The sequence below is a fragment of the Pseudomonas sp. G.S.17 genome, assembly GCF_038096165.1.
Classification (GTDB): Bacteria; Pseudomonadota; Gammaproteobacteria; order Pseudomonadales; family Pseudomonadaceae; genus Aquipseudomonas.
This window is the reverse complement of sequence record NZ_CP151076.1, coordinates 2,850,784-2,867,430: the sequence shown is the minus strand read 5'-3', so window position 1 is coordinate 2,867,430 and position 16,647 is coordinate 2,850,784. Positions and strand designations below refer to the sequence as shown.

Below are 16,647 nucleotides of genomic sequence, written 5' to 3'. Positions count from 1 at the left end.
TGCCACGCAGGCATGAGCCTGCGTCTCCAGAAAGGTTTCGGGAAAGTCGCAACCGTGAAGGCTAGCGCTCGACGGTACGATTCCAGCGCGTCGTCCACTCGCTGCGCTGCGGGTTGATCGTGTCCCAATCGACCTTGATCAACGCATTGACCTTCTCTTGCCCATACGGCATGCGGGCGGCAATTTCGGGCGCAAGCGTGACGGTCTGATTGACCGGCGCGAAACCGTTTTCCCTGGCCTGGATCGTCTGCACTTCAGGCGACAACACGTACTGGATGAACGCCTGGGACAGTTCGGGCTGCGCATTGGGTGTCACGCCGCAGGCGGCGACCTGCAAGGCGATGCCACCTTCCTTCGGGTAAATAAACTTCAGCGGGAAACCGGTGCTCTGCAACGCCACGGCACGACCGCTGCCATACACGGCCATGACCACGTCGCCGTTCTGCATCATGCCGTCCATTTCACCCGGCGCTGAGACCCAAGCCAGGACGTTGGGGCCTATCTCGTCCTTGAGCGCCTTGAAGCCGGGGTCGATATTTTTCTCGCCACCGCCACGCAGCCGGGCCATTTCCACCAGGGTGTGCAAACCATAGGTATTGGTCACCGGTGGCATGCCGAGCAATTGCTTGTAGCGCGGGTCGGTCAGGTTTTCCCAGGAATCCGGCGGGGTCCAGCCGCGCTTCTTGAACGCATCCTCGTTGTAACCAATGCCGGTGGCGACCACGCCGATACCGGTGGCTTCCGGGCTCAGACGCGCCAGGGGATAAAGGTCTTTGTAAACCGGCGCATCGCTGAGTTTCCCGCACAGGCCCATCTGCAATGCCTGATACATCGGCCCGTCGTCCATCATCGCGACGTTGATCTGCTGCCGACCTTTCTGCGCTTGCAGCTTGGCCAGGGTTTCCGTGGAGTTGCCGGCGACGTAGATGACTTTGACGTCGTGCTGTTTTTCAAAGGCGGGAATGACTTTGGTCTTGTACATCTGCTCCGTAGAGCCGCCGACACCTGCGACGTACAGCGTCGTATCAGCGAAAGCGGCGCTGCTGCCAAACCCGATGAGGCTGACAGCGACGGCGATGGAAAGACGGTTCAAGCGAAACGGCTGTGCTGCTGGGGATGCGTTAAGGCTATTCACAGACTATCTCCGAAGTGCGTGGGGCAGATCGAACAATGCGTCAGTTGCTTCGGCCAAGACCGAAGTCATGCATGCAGGCTGCATGCTCCCGGAGATCCATCCCGGGTGGCGCATCTTCATGTGCGCTATGGGGTTGCTGGTTTTGAGTATTGCGACAGCCCATTCATATGGTCAAATACGGATATACGGGTTAGTTATTCATATTTGATATGGTAGGTCGCCATGAACCTCAGGCAGATAGAAGCGTTCCGCAGTGTGATGCGGCTGGGCTCGATGACCGCGGCAGCGGAGGTCTTGTACACCTCGCAGCCCAATGTCAGCCGGTTGATTTCCCAGCTGGAATTGAGCACCGGGCTGACGCTGTTCAAGCGTGCCGGCGTGCGTTTGATTCCGACTCAGGAGGGCCAGGCGTTCTTTCAGGAGGTGGAGCGCGCGTTCGTCGGCCTGGACAGCCTCAAGCTTTCGGCGAAGAACATTCGCAACCTCGGCACCGGCCGCTTGCGGGTCGCGGCCGTGCCGTCGAACGGCTTGAGCGTGATTCCCCGAGTACTCAAGACCTTCACTGACTCGAGGCCCGAGCTCACCGTATCCCTGCACGTCAATTCGTCACCGACTGTGGAGCAATGGGTCAAATCCCAGTATTGCGACATCGGCATCGTCGTCCATCCCGGCGATGTCAGCAGTCACCAGATCGAGTTGCTGACTGAAATCCCCGCGGTTTGCGTATTGCCCAGTGCTCATCGCCTGGCGCAACGTGCTGAAATCACCTTTACCGATCTCGAAGGCGAGGCATTTGTCTCGTTGTGCCATGGCGACGGCACACGGTCATTGGTGGACGGGTTATTCGAGCAGGCAGGTGTCGAGCGGATCATGGCGGTGGAGGCGCAATACAGCGCAATCAACTGCGAAATGGTGGCGTTGGGCATGGGCATTACACTCGCCCATCCACTGGTGGCCAGGGCTTACCTGCACCGCGATGTGGTGGTCCTACCGTTCAGACCGGACATCCTCTTCCCCACCTACGTCATCTGGCCCATTGCGCAGGCGAGAACCAGGCTGGCCGAAGAGTTTGTCGAAACGTTGAAAGCGTTTTACCGGGATGCGTTCGAGGGGCTCACTAGCGCGTAATCCCTCGCGTTCAAGCCATGCGCAGAACAGCACAACCGCGTCATCCGCCGCTTTGCCGAGCGGAACGTAGGTGCAATAGCTGCGTGACGGCAGACGCGGGTTGGCGAACGGCATGACCAGCCGGCCAGCGGCGAGATCAGCGGAGATCAGCGCCGTCGGCCCCATCGCGACGCCCAGCCCGTCGATAGCCGCCTGCAAGGTCAGATAGAAATGATCGAATACCACTGCGGCACTCGGTCGGAGCGTAGAGATGTGCGCGCTCGCCAGCCAGTCTGGCCAAAGCCTTGGCAGGCTCGACGTATGCAGCAACGTGTGCTGACGTAGATCGTCGGGCACGCGAAGCGGCAGCCGCTGCAGAAGCGCCAGGCTACACACCGGCAGCCGTTCTTCGTACAGGAAAGGTCGCGTCGAGTAGCCATAAAGCGTGTCCGGACCGCCGCGAATAATCACGTCATAGGGGTCTTTCAGGCTCTCCACCAGTTTGTTCGACGTTTCGACGTTGACGTCCACGCCGGGATGCTCGGCGCGGAATTTCTCCAGGCGCGGTACCAGCCAACGCAAGGTAAACGTCGCGGACGCGTTCACCGACAGCGTTCGCGAGGTCGTCTCGGCGAAGCCAAACTCCAGCGTTGCCTGGGACAGCTGCTCGAACAGCGGCCCGATTTTGCCAAGGTATGTCCGGGCTGCAGAAGTCAGCACCACGCGGCGATTGTGTCGCTCGAACAGCGACGCACCGAGCCACTCCTCTAGCAAGCGCACGCTTTGGCTCACCGCGCCGTGGGTCACATGCAACTCCGCCGCGGCTTCCTTGAAGCTGCCCAGGCGGCCAGCGGCTTCGAAAGCCTTCAATGCGTTGAGAGGAGGTAATTTCCGATTCATTCGAGATAGTTCTACTCACGTGAACGGGTAATTTATCTGGTTTGTCAGCCAACTCCAAGATAGATATTTTGCTGATCACAGCACTCTCATCCCCTTCCCCGATATGGAAAAACACCATGCTCAGTTATACCGGCGGCCTCGTCCTGCTCGCGGCAATTCTCCACGCAGGCTGGAACGCGATGCTGCATGGCAACCGCGACCGCTACCTTTCCATGACCTGGATGAGCATCGCCATTGCGCTGGTTTCGACTGTGGCCGCAGTGTTCCTGCCGTTGCCGGCCGAGGCGGCATGGCCTTATATCGTTGCCTCGGGATTGGTGCACATCATCTACAACATGAGCCTGGTGCGGTCGTATCAGCGCTGCGATCTGGCAGTGGCTTACCCCATTGCACGCGGCTCGTCGCCCTTGCTCGTCACACTGGGCGCGGCGCTCTTCGCCCAGGAAGCAATCAGCCCGTTGCATGCCCTCGGGATTGCGCTGATATCCGGCGGCATCCTCACACTCGCGCTCCAGGACCGTCACGTGTCGCGCGCGGATGCACTGGCTGCGCTGACCACCGGCGTGATGATCGCGCTGTATACAGTGATCGACGGCATCGGCGTGCGGTTATCTGACGGTCAGGCGCTGGCGTATACCGTGTGGATGTTCATGTTCTATTGGCTGATGCCAGTTCTGTTCGTCGCGATGCGAGGCTGCGCCGCACTATTGAATCCGCTTCGAGCGACGCCGGCTGCCGTTGGCTCGTCGCTCATGGGCGGGCTGGTGTCACTCGCCGCTTACGGCATCGTCATCTGGGCGTTGCAGTTGGGCGCAATGGGTGCGGTATCGGCGTTGCGTGAGACCAGCGTGGTCTTCGCGGCGCTGATCGGACGTGTATTTCTGCGCGAAGCGGTCAGCGGAAAACGCTGGATCGTGTGCCTGGTCGTTGCTGCTGGGGCGGTTATCCTGGGGCTTTGAGTATCAAAACCTGGATTGCCCTTGGATTCGCCGCCCTTTTTATCCCAGCGCTTCCAGTTCAGCCAGCAGGTCAGGCGCGATGACCAATGCACTGGCGGAGATATTTTCGCGAAGGTGGGCCACCGAGGAAGTCCCGGGAATCAACAGAATATTGGGAGCACGTTGCAGCAGCCACGCCAGCGCTACACAGAGCGGTGACGCCTGCATACGCGCTGCCACGCTGGAGAGCACGTGCGACTGCAGTGGTGTGAAACCGCCTAATGGAAAGAACGGCACATAAGCAATGCCCTGCTGACCCAGCTCAGCGATGAGCGTTTCGTCGTCCCGGTGAGAAAGGTTGTAGTGATTCTGCACGCAGACGATGTCGGCGATCCCCTGCGCCTGCTTGATCTGCGTTGCCGTGACATTGCTGACGCCCAGGTGGCGAATAAGCCCCTGGCGTTGTAATTCGGCCAGCGCGGTAAACGACTCCTCGATGGACCCTTCGGCAGGCGCCTGCACGTTACCCATTGCCCGAAGATTCACCACATCCAGTACGTCCACGCCGAGATTGCGCAGGTTGTCATGCACCGCCTGAGTCAATTGGGCGGGGCTCTGTGCCGGATTCCACGAGCCATCGGCGCCGCGCAGTGCGCCGACCTTGGTCACGATCACCAGGTTTTGAGGGTAAGGGTGCAGCGCTTCGCGGATCAGTTGGTTGGTGACGTGCGGCCCGTAAAAATCGGCGGTATCGATGTGGTTGACGCCCGCCGCCAGCGCTTCACGCAGTACGGCAATGGCTGCTTTCGGGTCTTTCGGCGGACCAAAAACATGAGGTCCGGCCAACTGCATCGCACCGTAGCCCATGCGATTGACCGACCGGTCGCCCAACTGGAAGGAACCTGCTCTGGCAACATCGCTCATTTTTTCCACCTCAATCAATGTTTGTGGGACGCACTATAGGCATTGACCACTTCATTGGTAATGGGGTGCAATCGGCACGGGTTGTACGGCTGAGAGAACAATGGAAACCAACATTCAAGACCTGCTGGCTTTTGTCGCCGTGGTCAACGCCAAAGGGTTTCGCGAAGGGGCCAGATCGAGCGGCAAATCCGCCTCGAGTTTGAGCGATGCAGTACGCCGGCTGGAGGCCAGGCTGGGCGTACGTTTGCTCAACCGGACCACCCGCAGCGTGGCACCCACCGAGGCTGGCGCCAGATTGATGGAGCGCATCGTGCCCGCATTAGGTGAGGTCGAGTCAGCTCTGGATGTAGTCAACGACTTTCGCGATCGCCCATCGGGCACGCTGAAGCTGAACGTACCTGCCAGCGTCGCAAGACTGGTGCTGCCATCGATCATTACCCCGTTCCTACAGACTTATCCTGACATCCGCCTGGAAGTGACGATCGAAGAAAGCTTCGTCGACATGCTCGCGGCCGGTTGTGATGCGGGCATTCGTTACGATGAACGCCTTGAGCAGGACATGATTGCGGTCCCCATCGGCCCGCGCTTTCAACGTTTCGCAACGGCGGCATCCCCGGCGTACCTCAACGCCAGAGGTCGACCGCAGCACCCACGGGATCTGCTGAATCACGCCTGCCTGCGGGGCAAATTCCCCAGTGGCGCGATGCCGCTGTGGGAGTACGAACGTCAGGGCGAAGTCATCAGCGTAGACCCGACCGGACCTTTGATTGTCAGGGTGGGAGGCGCCGTGGACCTGACCGTTCAGGCGGCAATTGACGGGCTGGGCATTGTCTACCTGTTCGAGGGCTGGCTTGCGCCCCATCTGGACAGCGGCGCGCTGGAACCGGTGCTGGAATCCTGGTGGCAAAACTTTACCGGACCGTTTCTCTATTACCCTGGACGCCGCTATCTACCCTCCCCGTTGCGCGCATTTATAGACTTCATCAATGCGGGCCGATCACTCGACAAACATGCGTAGTCGATAATGCCCACCAAGGGCAATCAGGCTTCGCCCGGTTGCTCCATCGCACTTGATTGTCCGGATGCCGGGAACCCGTATCACCGCGTGCTGTCAGGCACGGTTTGTCGTGTATAGTCCGTGTCAGGTCTGAATTATTTCCTACGGGTGATCAGGATCAACAAGCGTCTCAAACCGTAACCGCGTCGATACCCGCAAGCCTTCAGTAGTGAAACAAAGCAGGGAGCACGCCATGCCGATCCAGCGGCCCGATACACTGAGGTCGGCCGTCAGCATAGCCACTTCCGCAAATCCCGTTTCCGGTAGTCCGAACAGCCTGTTTCGGCGCAGCTTCGACCAGATCAAAGAAGCCTACATTCTATTCCCGCTGCTAGCCGCCCTCCTGTTGCTGGCCGTCTGGACAGCCACTCTGTACCTGATCAAGGTTGAACATGTTCGCGCCCAGCAGAGCATTGCTGCGGCGAGCCTGGAAATCGGCGCTACCTATGAAGCGCAAATGTTGCGCGCCATCCACGAGATTGACCAAACCCTCAAGCTGGTCAAATACACCGTTGAAGCTGAAGGTGAGCCCAATCCGCTTCCTCGACTCAAAGAGCGCGCTCTGTTGCCGCCGCCCCTGGTGTTTGACGTCAGTGTGGTCAACCCGGACGGCGGGCTCGTGGCGAGTACGCGGGTCCACGAGTGGGACTATATCGCTGACCCGGATGAACAGCAGACATTGCGGCACAGCGATTCACTGTCAATCAGTCGCCCCTGGAAAAGTCCTGTCACCGGAGAATGGCGATTGCGCTTCAGCCGTCGGCTCGACGCAGCGGGTGGCGTGTTCTCCGGGATTGCGATGGTCGAGGTCGATGCGGCGTATTTCGTCAGCAGCTACGACGCCTCGAAACTGGGCGATCACGGCCTGCTCGGTTTGCTGGGTATCGACGGCATCTTCCGCGTCAGGCGCGCCGGGGAGGAGGTAGCGGCCGGCGATGCGGTCGATTACGCGACGGTGGTGATGCCGGACACCGAAAACACCAAGGCTGTGCTTTCTGACAACGGCTGGGACGGAGTGCGGCGCTACACCAGCGCCCGCCAGCTGTACGACTTTCCGCTGGCGGTGATTGTCGGTTTGTCCGAGGAGGAACAACTGACGGTGGTGACCCAGCAAGCGCACACCTATATATGGCGCGCTGCGGGCGGCAGTCTGGTGCTGGTGTTATTGCTGGGGCTGCTCGCCCGGATGAGCTGGCAACTGGGGCAAAGCCGTTTGCGCGCCGCCGAAACCCAGGCACAACTCGCCGCCGCAGCACGCCAGGCCGGTATGGCGGAAATTGCCACCAACGTGCTGCATAACGTGGGCAACGTTCTTAACAGCGTGAATATCTCCGCTGAACTGGTCACCCAGAAGCTGCGCACCAGCAAGGCCCTGGGACTCGGCAAGGCAGTGCAACTGATGAACCAGCATGCCGAAGACCTGGGTGACTTCATCTCCCACGACGCGAAAGGCAAGCTTCTGCCCGGCTACCTGAACCAACTGGTGGATGCGTTGGCGATCGAACAGCAAAGCATGACCGCCGAACTCGAACAGTTGAGCAAAAGCATTGACCACATCAAAGAGATCGTCGCCGCCCAGCAATCTTATGCTGGCGCATCCAGTATCGCCGAGACCGTACAGATAAATGAGCTGATAGAAGATGCCCTGCGCATGAACGCCGAAATACTCACCGCGCGCCAGATAAGGGTGGTGCGGAATTTCGCAGAAACACCCTCGCTTCAGCTGGACAAACATCGCGTGCTGCTGATCCTGGTCAACCTGATAAAAAATGCCAGCAGCGCAATGGATCACCGGCCGCTGCCATGCCCGCAGATCACGCTGCATAGCGAACTGCAGCAAGGGCATACCTTGATTATCAGCGTCATCGACAATGGCGAAGGCATTGCGCCAGAAAATCTGACGCGGATTTTTGCCCATGGGTTCACCACGCGCCAGGACGGCCATGGTTTTGGTTTGCACAGCTGCGTTCTGGCGGCCATGGAGATGGGCGGCTCGCTGGAAGCACATAGCGACGGGCCGGGAACGGGCGCGACCTTTACGCTCAAACTGGCGATTAAAGCCTCCGAACAATAGTGCGCAGTTTATGAGCCGACGTTAAAAGGAATAAACGAATGGCAGCAGCCCCCATGACACCTCATTAGTCAACGCCGACGCTTGCGGCTTTTGGAACCGTGCCTGAACCACACGTTGTTTTTTTCTGATGAGGTAGCAGTGATCCTATGGACTCCAGACTCAATTTAGTGGCCTTGGTGGCGACGCTGTATGCCTGCGCGGCCAGTGCCGACAGCCAGGAAACCTCAATGTTTTCACTGAGCAGTTTTGGCACCGTGGGGGTAGTCCATTCCAGCGAGAAAAAAGCCGACTTCACCTCCAGTGTCTTCAAACCCAATGGTGCAGGTCGCACACGCAGCTGGAGCGCCAACGTCGACAGCCTGATTGGTGCTCAGGTGCTCGCCAATTTCACACCGCAGCTCTCTGCCGTGGTGCAGGTCATCTCGGAGCAGCGTTACGACAATAGCTATCGGCCCTTCGTCGAATGGGCCAACATCAAGTATCAATTCACGCCGGATTTCAGCGCACGCATCGGGCGCACCGTGTTGCCGACTTTTTTGCTCTCCGACACCCGTAAAGTGGGCTACACCCTGCCCTGGGTGCGTCCGCCGATGGAGGTTTACTCGCTGATGCCAGTCACCAACAGCGACGGTCTGGACCTGAGTTACAGATTTCACGTCGGCGAGTTCACCAATACCGTGCGGGGTAACTACGGCCAGAGCGATAACCGAGAGGCAGACAGCGCCGGCAAGGCGTTGGCGCGAGATTTGTGGGAAATCACCAATACGACCGAATACGAAGCCCTCACCACTCGCATCACCTACCTGAAAGCCGATCTGACCGTGGAGTCATTCAATTCATTCTTCGATGCTTTCAGGGACTTCGATGCAGAAGGCAACGCCATCGCGGCTCGCTACGATCCCAATAACTCAGTATTCGAATTTTTCGGGATAGGTGCCAGCTATGATCCGGGCAAGTGGTTCGTGATGAGCGAATGGGGTCATTTCGACAGCCATTCGGCGATCGGTGCGAGAAGCGCCTGGTATGTCAGCGGCGGGTACCGGCTTGACGCGTTCACACCCTATGTCACTTACGCGCGAGAAAAGTCGGAGTCCGCGACCTCTACCACGGGCTTGACGGCGGCTGGTCTGCCACCGGACCTAGCCGGGACCGCCGTCGGCCTCAACAGCTCCCTCAACGGCATCCTGGGTACCAACGAAGGTCAGCAAACGCTTTCACTTGGGATGCGCTGGGATTTCGCGAAAAATATGGACGCCAAATTGCAATACGACTACACGCGGCTAAAAGGCAACGCTACCGGTCCGTTGATCAACCCCCAACCGGACTTTGAGTCAGGGGGCTCGTTCAGCGTGATCAGCCTGGCTGTCGATTTCGTATTCTGATGGAGCAGGCCATGGGGTTTGTGAAATTCATCGGATTCGCTGTAGCGGGGTTCGTCATGTGCGTGACCTGCGCGATCGTCAGGGCCGATGTGGTGGTGGTCGTCGCCACCTCCAGCCCTGTGAAAGTACTGGCGCGTAATCAAGTGGCGGATATCTTCCTGGGCAAGACCAGTCGTTTCCCCGACGGTGGGCAGGCGGTACCGATTGATCAGAGCGAAGATTCGCCGATCCGCGATGAGTTCTACTCGAAGTTCACGGGCAAGTCCGCGCCCCAGCTCAAGGCGCACTGGTCGAAAATTATCTTTACCGGCAGAGGCCAGCCTCCGCTGGCGCTTTCAAGCAGCGCAGAGGTCAAGAAACGTATTGCCGAAAATCCGGACAGCATTGGCTATATCGAGGCGCGTGATGTGGACGGCAGCGTCCGGGCACTACCGCCCTCCCCGCAATGAGGGTTCATCGTTCACCTGCTGATACTCGCGTGGGGTACAGCCGAATTCACGACGGAACACCGTGTGCAGGTATTGCGCCGATTTGAAGCCGCAATTCTGGGCGATATCGGCAATCGCCGAATCAGTGTTTTCCAGTCCGCTGGCGGCCGCTGCCAGTTTGAAGCGCAGGATCTCGTCGTGCACGCTGCAGCCGCGCACCTTGCGAAAGTGCGACTCCAGCGATGAGCGCGACACGCCGACGTACCCCGCCACCTGCGCGGTCTTGATGCCCTGACAGGCATACTGGCGGATGAAGAGCAGCGCCTGCATGACATAGGGATTACCCAGCGGTTGATGCAGACTTGAGGTCTGCACATTGATCGCGTCAGGCGGAATCAGCACCTGCGTGCCCGTGGACGGCATGCCGTGCAGCATCTGATGGAGCAGGCGCGCGGCGGTCCGGCCCATGGTTTCGGTGCCTTGAATCACTGAACTCAGCGGCACCCTCGTCAGGCTGCGGGTCAGTGGGTCGTTATCGATGCCGATCAACGCCACCTGCTCCGGCACCGCGATACCGGCAGTCAGGCAGGCCTGCAGCAGTTGCCGGGCGCGGGCGTCACTCACGGCGATGATGCCGATGGGCTTGGGCAGGCTTTGCAGCCAGGCAATCTGCTGTTCGACCGCGCTGTCCCAGAGCGGTGCGCTGGTGCCCATGCCGCGATAGACCTCGACGTGCAAGCCATCGCGCTGCAGCAGTCGGCGAAAGGCTTTTTCCCGCTCCTGCGCCCAGCGATTGGCTTGTGCTTCAGGCAGGCTGAAGCAGGCAAAACGCGTCAAGCCCGCCTGGATCAGGTGCTCGTATGCCAACTTCATCAGCGCATAATTGTCGGTGGCGACGTAGGGAATCCCTTTCGGATAGGCGCGCTCATCCTGATAAGACCCGCCGACCGCCACGACTGGCAACTTGATCCCGGCCAGCGCCTCGCCGATCAGCGGGTCGTCGAAGTCGGCAATGATCCCATCGCCCTGCCAGCGCTCGATGCCTTTCAACCGACAGAGAAAATCCTCCTCAAGGAACAAGTCCCAGGACGCGCGGGTGCTGCTCAGGTAGTTGCCGATGCCGCTGATGATGCCGCGGTCGTAGATCTTGCTGCCGTTGAACAACAGCGCAATGCGGTGAACGGGAGGTACGGTTTTCATTGTTTTTACCTGGGCCGATCAACACAGACTAGGCGCGCAAACGACGAATCTCAATACGCAAAATCGAACGGCGCATTGGTGATTTTCATAATCAGCAGCCCGAGGGCCGGCGTTAGTATCGGGACACCGCCAAGAACAATAAGGAAATCGCCCATGCCGTACTTCCCCGCTGTCGACAAGATCCGCTACGAAGGCCCCGCCAGCGACTCGCCCCTGGCCTTCCGCCATTACGACGCCAACAAGTTTGTCCTCGGCAAACCCATGCGCGAGCACCTGCGCATGGCTGCCTGCTACTGGCACTCCTTCGTCTGGCCGGGTGCTGACATGTTCGGTGTCGGCGCCTTCAAGCGCCCGTGGCAACACGCCGGGGAACCGATAGAGCTGGCCATCGGCAAGGCCGACGCGGCTTTCGAGTTCTTCTCCAAACTGGGCATCGACTACTACAGCTTCCACGACACCGATGTCGCACCCGAAGGCAGCTCGCTGAAAGAGTACCGCAACCACTTCTCCCAGATGATCGACCAGCTGGAGCGCCATCAGGAACAAACCGGGATCAAGCTGCTGTGGGGCACCGCCAACTGCTTCAGCAATCCGCGCTATGCCGCCGGTGCCGCCAGCAACCCGGACCCGGAAGTGTTCGCCTGCGCCGCCGCCCAGGTATTCAGCGCCATGAACGCCACCCAGCGCCTCAAAGGTGCCAACTACGTGCTGTGGGGCGGTCGTGAAGGTTACGAAACCCTGCTCAATACCGATCTGAAACGTGAACGCGAACAACTGGGCCGCTTCATGCGCATGGTGGTCGAGCACAAGCACAAGATCGGTTTCAAAGGCGACCTGCTGATCGAACCCAAGCCGCAGGAGCCGACCAAGCACCAATACGACTACGACAGCGCCACGGTTTTCGGTTTCCTGCAGCAGTTCGGTCTGGAAAACGAGATCAAGGTCAACATCGAGGCCAACCACGCAACTCTGGCCGGGCACAGCTTCCATCACGAAATCGCCACGGCCGTCTCGCTGGGGATCTTCGGCAGCATCGACGCCAACCGTGGCGATCCGCAGAACGGCTGGGACACCGACCAGTTCCCCAACAGCGTCGAGGAGATGACCCTCGCCACCTACGAAATCCTCAAAGCCGGTGGCTTCACCAACGGCGGGTTCAACTTCGATTCCAAGGTCCGGCGCCAGAGCGTAGACGAGGTCGATCTGTTCTATGGCCATGTCGCCGCCATGGACGTCCTCGCCCTGGCGCTGAAACGCGCAGCGTCCATGGTTGAGAACGATCAGCTCCAGCAATTCAAAGATCAACGCTACGCCGGCTGGCAGCAGCCGTTTGGTCAGGCGGTGCTGGCGGGTGAGTTCAGCCTTGGATCACTGGCCGAACACGCCTTCGCCAACGAGCTGAATCCCCAGGCCGTCAGCGGTCGGCAGGAAATGCTCGAAGGTGTGGTCAACCGGTTTATCTACCCCTGACAGTAGACAAACCTTACAGCCGCCAGCCGTGAGTCCGCGGGCGGTTACATTCTCGCGACAAATCTGTGCTCGCGGCGGCCTGCGACTCTCTACAGTTCTACCGGCACCGTGTTCATCGTCAGGAAGTGTCTTCAAACAACAATAAAAGGACGCACCACAATGAAAAAAGTAAAACTCACGTTACTCGCTGGCGCCCTGGCCCTGCTTTCGCTTCCGGTCATGGCCGATCCTGCTCACCCGAAGATCGGTTTTTCCATCGATGACCTGCGTCTGGAGCGTTGGTCACGAGACCGTGATTACTTTGTCGCGGCGGCGGAGAAACTGGACGCCAAGGTCTTCGTCCAGTCAGCTGACGCCAACGAGCAGAAGCAGATTTCCCAGATCGAAAACCTCATCTCCCGTGGCGTCGATGTGATCGTCATCGTGCCGTTCAACGCCACGGTGCTCACCAATGCGGTTGCCGAAGCCAAGAAAGCCGGGATCAAGGTGGTGTCCTACGACCGACTGATCCTCAACGCCGATATCGACGCCTACATTTCCTTCGACAACGAAAAAGTTGGCGAAATGCAGGCCGCCGGGGTGCTGAAAGCCGCGCCCAAAGGCAACTACTTCCTGCTCGGCGGCGCTCCCACGGACAACAACGCCAAGGTCCTGCGCGAAGGGCAAATGAAAGTGCTGCAACCGGCCATCGACAAGGGTGATATCAAGATTGTCGGCCAGCAGTGGGTGAAGGAATGGAGCGCCACTGAAGCCTTGAGCATTGTTGAAAATGCCCTGACCCGGAACAACAACAAGATCGACGGCATCGTCGCCTCCAACGATGCCACCGCAGGCGGTGCCATTCAGGCTCTGGCCGCGCAGAAACTGGCGGGAAAGGTACCGATCTCAGGCCAGGACGCAGACCTTGCGGCAGTCAAGCGGGTGATCGATGGCACCCAGACAATGACCGTCTACAAACCGCTGAAACTGATCGCATCGGAAGCCGCCAAGCTCTCGGTGCAACTGGCACGTAACGAGAAACCCACCTACGGCTCGCAATACGACAATGGCAGCAAGAAAGTCGACACCATCCTGCTCACCCCGACCCCGTTGACCAAGGACAACATCGACCTGCTGGAAAAGGACGGGTTCTATACCAAGGCACAGATTGCCGGGCAGTGACCTGCGACTTTGGGGTTAATGCAGTCAGTCAGGCAAAAAAACGGTGTGAGCCCTTTTCAGGAGTCCTTGCGATGTCCGACTACCTGCTGCAAATGAACGGAATCGTCAAAACCTTTGGCGGTGTCAAAGCCCTGAATGGCATCGACATCAAGGTCAAGCCGGGAGAATGCGTCGGCCTGTGCGGCGAGAATGGCGCCGGCAAATCCACGCTGATGAAAGTCCTGTCGGCGGTCTACCCCTACGGCACCTGGGAGGGAGAAATTCTCTGGGACGGTCAACCGCTCAAGGCGCAATCCATCAGTGAAACCGAGGCCGCCGGGATCGTCATCATTCACCAGGAGCTGACCCTGGTACCTGATTTGTCAGTGGCTGAAAACATCTTCATGGGCCACGAACTGACGCTTCCCGGCGGGCGCATGAACTACCCGTCGATGATTCACCGGGCCGAAGCCCTGATGCGTGAACTCAAAGTGCCGGACATGAACGTGTCGCTGCCGGTTTCACAGTACGGCGGTGGCTACCAGCAACTGGTGGAGATCGCCAAGGCACTGAACAAGCAAGCGCGCCTGTTGATCCTCGATGAGCCCTCATCGGCCCTGACCCGCTCGGAAATCGAGGTGCTGCTGGACATCATTCGCGACCTCAAGGCCAAGGGCGTGGCGTGCGTTTATATCTCCCACAAACTCGATGAAGTAGCAGCCGTGTGCGACACCATTGCGGTCATCCGCGACGGCAAACACATCGCGACTACCGCCATGGCCGATATGGACATCCCGAAGATCATCACCCAGATGGTCGGACGGGAAATGAGCAATCTCTACCCCACCGAACCCCATGACATCGGCGAAGTGATATTCGAGGCGCGCCACGTCACCTGCTACGACGTCGACAACCCCAGACGCAAACGGGTTGACGACATTTCATTCGTGCTCAAGCGCGGGGAAATCCTCGGTATCGCCGGGCTGGTCGGTGCCGGTCGCACGGAGCTGGTGTCGGCGCTGTTCGGCGCTTACCCCGGGCGCTACGAAGGTGAAGTCTGGCTGGAAGGCCAACGGATCGACACGCGCACGCCCCTCAAGTCAATCCGTGCCGGGCTGGGCATGGTCCCTGAAGATCGCAAGCGCCAGGGCATCATTCCGGACCTGGGCGTCGGCCAGAACATCACCCTGGCCGTCCTGGACACCTACGCGAAAATGACCCGCATCGACGCCGAAGCCGAGCTGGGCAGCATTGACAAGGAAATTTCGCGCATGCACCTCAAGACCGCGAGTCCGTTCCTGCCGATCACCAGTCTCTCCGGCGGCAACCAGCAGAAAGCCGTGCTGGCGAAGATGCTCCTGACCAAACCCCGCGTGCTGATTCTCGACGAGCCCACTCGGGGCGTGGATGTCGGCGCCAAGTACGAGATCTACAAGCTGATGGGCGCGCTGGCGGCCGAAGGGGTGTCGATCATCATGGTGTCCTCGGAGCTCGCCGAAGTATTGGGGGTTTCCGACCGAGTGTTGGTGATCGGCGAAGGTCAGCTGCGTGGTGATTTCCTCAACCACGAACTCAGCCAGGAACAGGTGCTCGCCGCCGCGCTCAGCCATCCCGATGAACCTGGCAATAATGATCGGAAGTCCGCATAGATGAATCAGGTCAAACAACTTTTCAGCCGCTACAAAATGCTCGCGCTGGTGATTGCCGTGGCGGTCATCTGGCTGTTCTTCAGCTGGCAGACCGACGGCGGATTCCTGACCCCGCGCAACCTCTCCAACCTGCTGCGGCAAATGTCCATCACCGGGATTCTCGCCTGCGGCATGGTGCTGGTGATCATCAGCGGTGAAATCGATCTGTCGGTGGGCTCATTGCTTGGCCTGCTGGGTGGGCTGGCGGCGATTCTCGACGTGGTTTATGACATCCCGCTGCTGGCGAACCTGAGCCTGGTTGCCTTGTGCGGCCTGGTGATTGGTTTGGGTAATGGCTACATGACGGCCTATTTGCGTATCCCGTCGTTCATTGTCGGCCTGGGGGGCATGCTGGCCTTTCGCGGCATTCTCCTGGGGGTTACCGGCGGCACCACCATTGCGCCTGTGTCGCCGGAGCTGGTCTATATCGGCCAGGGTTATCTGCCGCACACGGTTGGGGCCGGGCTCGGCGTGCTGCTGTTCGCCTTGACGCTGTTCCTGACCTGGAAACAGCGCCGCAATCGTGCCCTTCATGGCCTGACGGCACACTCATTGGTGCGGGACGTGTTGCGCGTGGCGTTGATTGGCGTGGTGCTGGCGGGTTTCGTCTACACCCTCAACAGCTACGACGGTATCCCGGTTCCAGTGCTGCTTCTGCTGGTTCTGCTTGGCGTGTTCAGTTACGTGACCAGCCAGACGGTGTTCGGCCGCCGCGTCTACTCGGTGGGCAGCAACATGGAAGCCACGCGCCTGTCCGGCATCAACGTGCAGGCCGTAAAGCTGTGGATCTTCGGGATCATGGGCGTGATGTGCGCCCTCGCGGGGGTGGTCAACACCGCCCGCCTGGCCGCAGGCTCGCCCTCGGCCGGCAACATGGGCGAACTCGACGCCATCGCAGCCTGTTTCATCGGCGGCACCTCCATGCGCGGCGGCTCCGGCACCGTTTATGGCGCCCTCCTCGGCGCGCTGGTCATCACCAGCCTGGACAACGGCATGTCCATGCTCGACGTGGACAGCTATTGGCAAATGATCGTCAAAGGCAGCATTCTGGTGTTGGCCGTGTGGGTGGATGTGACCACCCGGGCCGGGCGCCGCTGAGCCGGACTGGATTCAGATAGAAGTGCACATCGCTATCCATGGCCTGAAGCAGCGGCTGCCCTTCACTCTGCGCAAAGGACACCAGCCTGAAAATATCGACATGAAT

Annotated in this window: 13 protein-coding genes and 1 pseudogene; 10 read left to right on the top strand and 4 right to left on the bottom strand. The window is 59.5% G+C overall.

The genetic code is table 11. The annotated features are described in order from the left end of the window. Positions 1-61: 61 nt before the first annotated feature. A complete protein-coding gene (locus AABC73_RS13215; RefSeq protein WP_341523964.1) occupies positions 62-1,135 on the bottom strand; it encodes an ABC transporter substrate-binding protein in 1,074 nt (357 codons plus the stop codon). A gap of 222 nt (positions 1,136-1,357) precedes the next feature. Here AABC73_RS13215 and AABC73_RS13210 point away from each other — a divergent pair, with 222 nt between their 5' ends. Then, on the top strand, positions 1,358-2,263 hold the full coding sequence (locus tag AABC73_RS13210) for a LysR substrate-binding domain-containing protein (protein WP_341523963.1): 906 nt from the start codon (positions 1,358-1,360) through the stop codon (positions 2,261-2,263). Positions 2,264-2,275: 12 nt separating this feature from the next. On the opposite strand, the pseudogene gcvA reads toward AABC73_RS13210, so the two are convergent. Next, positions 2,276-3,142: pseudogene (gene gcvA, locus AABC73_RS13205) on the bottom strand (transcriptional regulator GcvA); the annotation flags it as partial. A 116-nt stretch (positions 3,143-3,258) separates the two neighbouring features. On the opposite strand from gcvA, the gene AABC73_RS13200 reads away from it, so the two are divergent. Next, entirely contained in the window at positions 3,259-4,101 is an 843-nt protein-coding gene (locus AABC73_RS13200; protein ID WP_341523962.1) for an EamA family transporter, read from the top strand. A 39-nt stretch (positions 4,102-4,140) separates the two neighbouring features. On the opposite strand, the gene AABC73_RS13195 is transcribed toward AABC73_RS13200, so the two are convergent. Beyond that, the gene (locus AABC73_RS13195; protein ID WP_341523961.1) at positions 4,141-5,004 is read right to left on the bottom strand and encodes an aldo/keto reductase family oxidoreductase; all 864 of its coding nucleotides are present in this window, start codon (positions 5,002-5,004) and stop codon (positions 4,141-4,143) included. 100 nt (positions 5,005-5,104) lie between these two features. Between AABC73_RS13195 and AABC73_RS13190 the strand changes: the two genes are divergently transcribed. The 4 genes from AABC73_RS13190 to AABC73_RS13175 all read left to right on the top strand — a co-directional run bounded on the left by AABC73_RS13190 (position 5,105) and on the right by AABC73_RS13175 (position 9,966). Beyond that, a complete protein-coding gene (locus tag AABC73_RS13190; RefSeq protein WP_341523960.1) occupies positions 5,105-6,022 on the top strand; it encodes a LysR substrate-binding domain-containing protein in 918 nt (305 codons plus the stop codon). Between the two features lie 232 nt (positions 6,023-6,254). Continuing rightward, positions 6,255-8,135: an ATP-binding protein gene (locus AABC73_RS13185; protein WP_341523959.1), complete on the top strand. Its 1,881-nt coding sequence runs from the start codon at positions 6,255-6,257 to the stop codon at positions 8,133-8,135. 146 nt (positions 8,136-8,281) lie between these two features. Next, positions 8,282-9,517 carry a porin gene (locus AABC73_RS13180; RefSeq protein ID WP_341523958.1) on the top strand — a complete coding sequence of 412 codons (1,236 nt, stop codon included), beginning with the start codon at positions 8,282-8,284 and terminating at the stop codon, positions 9,515-9,517. Between the two features lie 11 nt (positions 9,518-9,528). After that, the gene (locus AABC73_RS13175; protein WP_341523957.1) at positions 9,529-9,966 is read left to right on the top strand and encodes a phosphate ABC transporter substrate-binding protein; all 438 of its coding nucleotides are present in this window, start codon (positions 9,529-9,531) and stop codon (positions 9,964-9,966) included. Here the strand turns inward: AABC73_RS13175 and AABC73_RS13170 are convergent. Beyond that, positions 9,946-11,145 carry a XylR family transcriptional regulator gene (locus AABC73_RS13170; protein ID WP_341523956.1) on the bottom strand — a complete coding sequence of 400 codons (1,200 nt, stop codon included), beginning with the start codon at positions 11,143-11,145 and terminating at the stop codon, positions 9,946-9,948. The two genes, AABC73_RS13175 and AABC73_RS13170, sit on opposite strands and share 21 nt — an antisense overlap. Before the next feature lie 153 nt (positions 11,146-11,298). Between AABC73_RS13170 and xylA the strand changes: the two genes are divergently transcribed. The 4 genes from xylA to AABC73_RS13150 all read left to right on the top strand — a co-directional run bounded on the left by xylA (position 11,299) and on the right by AABC73_RS13150 (position 16,541). Further along, positions 11,299-12,615: a xylose isomerase gene (xylA, locus tag AABC73_RS13165; RefSeq protein ID WP_341523955.1), complete on the top strand. Its 1,317-nt coding sequence runs from the start codon at positions 11,299-11,301 to the stop codon at positions 12,613-12,615. Between the two features lie 159 nt (positions 12,616-12,774). Further along, complete coding sequence (xylF, locus tag AABC73_RS13160; RefSeq protein WP_341523954.1) at positions 12,775-13,776, top strand: D-xylose ABC transporter substrate-binding protein; 1,002 nt, start codon at positions 12,775-12,777, stop codon at positions 13,774-13,776. Between the two features lie 71 nt (positions 13,777-13,847). After that, entirely contained in the window at positions 13,848-15,404 is a 1,557-nt protein-coding gene (gene xylG, locus AABC73_RS13155; protein ID WP_341523953.1) for a D-xylose ABC transporter ATP-binding protein, read from the top strand. Continuing rightward, positions 15,405-16,541, top strand: a complete 1,137-nt coding sequence (locus AABC73_RS13150) for a sugar ABC transporter permease (protein WP_341523952.1) — start codon at positions 15,405-15,407, stop codon at positions 16,539-16,541. It abuts the gene before it with no gap. The last annotated feature ends 106 nt before the right edge of the window (positions 16,542-16,647 follow it).

Excerpts from the sequence above, each read along its gene's own strand:
- AABC73_RS13210 (WP_341523963.1), top strand. The coding sequence starts at position 1,358 with ATGAACCTCAGGCAGATAGAAGCGTTCCGCAGTGTGATGCGGCTGGGC.
- AABC73_RS13200 (WP_341523962.1), top strand. The coding sequence starts at position 3,259 with ATGCTCAGTTATACCGGCGGCCTCGTCCTGCTCGCGGCAATTCTCCAC.
- AABC73_RS13195 (WP_341523961.1), bottom strand. The coding sequence starts at position 5,004 with ATGAGCGATGTTGCCAGAGCAGGTTCCTTCCAGTTGGGCGACCGGTCG.
- AABC73_RS13190 (WP_341523960.1), top strand. The coding sequence starts at position 5,105 with ATGGAAACCAACATTCAAGACCTGCTGGCTTTTGTCGCCGTGGTCAAC.
- AABC73_RS13185 (WP_341523959.1), top strand. The coding sequence starts at position 6,255 with ATGCCGATCCAGCGGCCCGATACACTGAGGTCGGCCGTCAGCATAGCC.
- AABC73_RS13180 (WP_341523958.1), top strand. The coding sequence starts at position 8,282 with ATGGACTCCAGACTCAATTTAGTGGCCTTGGTGGCGACGCTGTATGCC.
- AABC73_RS13175 (WP_341523957.1), top strand. The coding sequence starts at position 9,529 with ATGGGGTTTGTGAAATTCATCGGATTCGCTGTAGCGGGGTTCGTCATG.
- AABC73_RS13170 (WP_341523956.1), bottom strand. The coding sequence starts at position 11,145 with ATGAAAACCGTACCTCCCGTTCACCGCATTGCGCTGTTGTTCAACGGC.
- xylA (WP_341523955.1), top strand. The coding sequence starts at position 11,299 with ATGCCGTACTTCCCCGCTGTCGACAAGATCCGCTACGAAGGCCCCGCC.
- xylF (WP_341523954.1), top strand. The coding sequence starts at position 12,775 with ATGAAAAAAGTAAAACTCACGTTACTCGCTGGCGCCCTGGCCCTGCTT.
- xylG (WP_341523953.1), top strand. The coding sequence starts at position 13,848 with ATGTCCGACTACCTGCTGCAAATGAACGGAATCGTCAAAACCTTTGGC.
- AABC73_RS13150 (WP_341523952.1), top strand. The coding sequence starts at position 15,405 with ATGAATCAGGTCAAACAACTTTTCAGCCGCTACAAAATGCTCGCGCTG.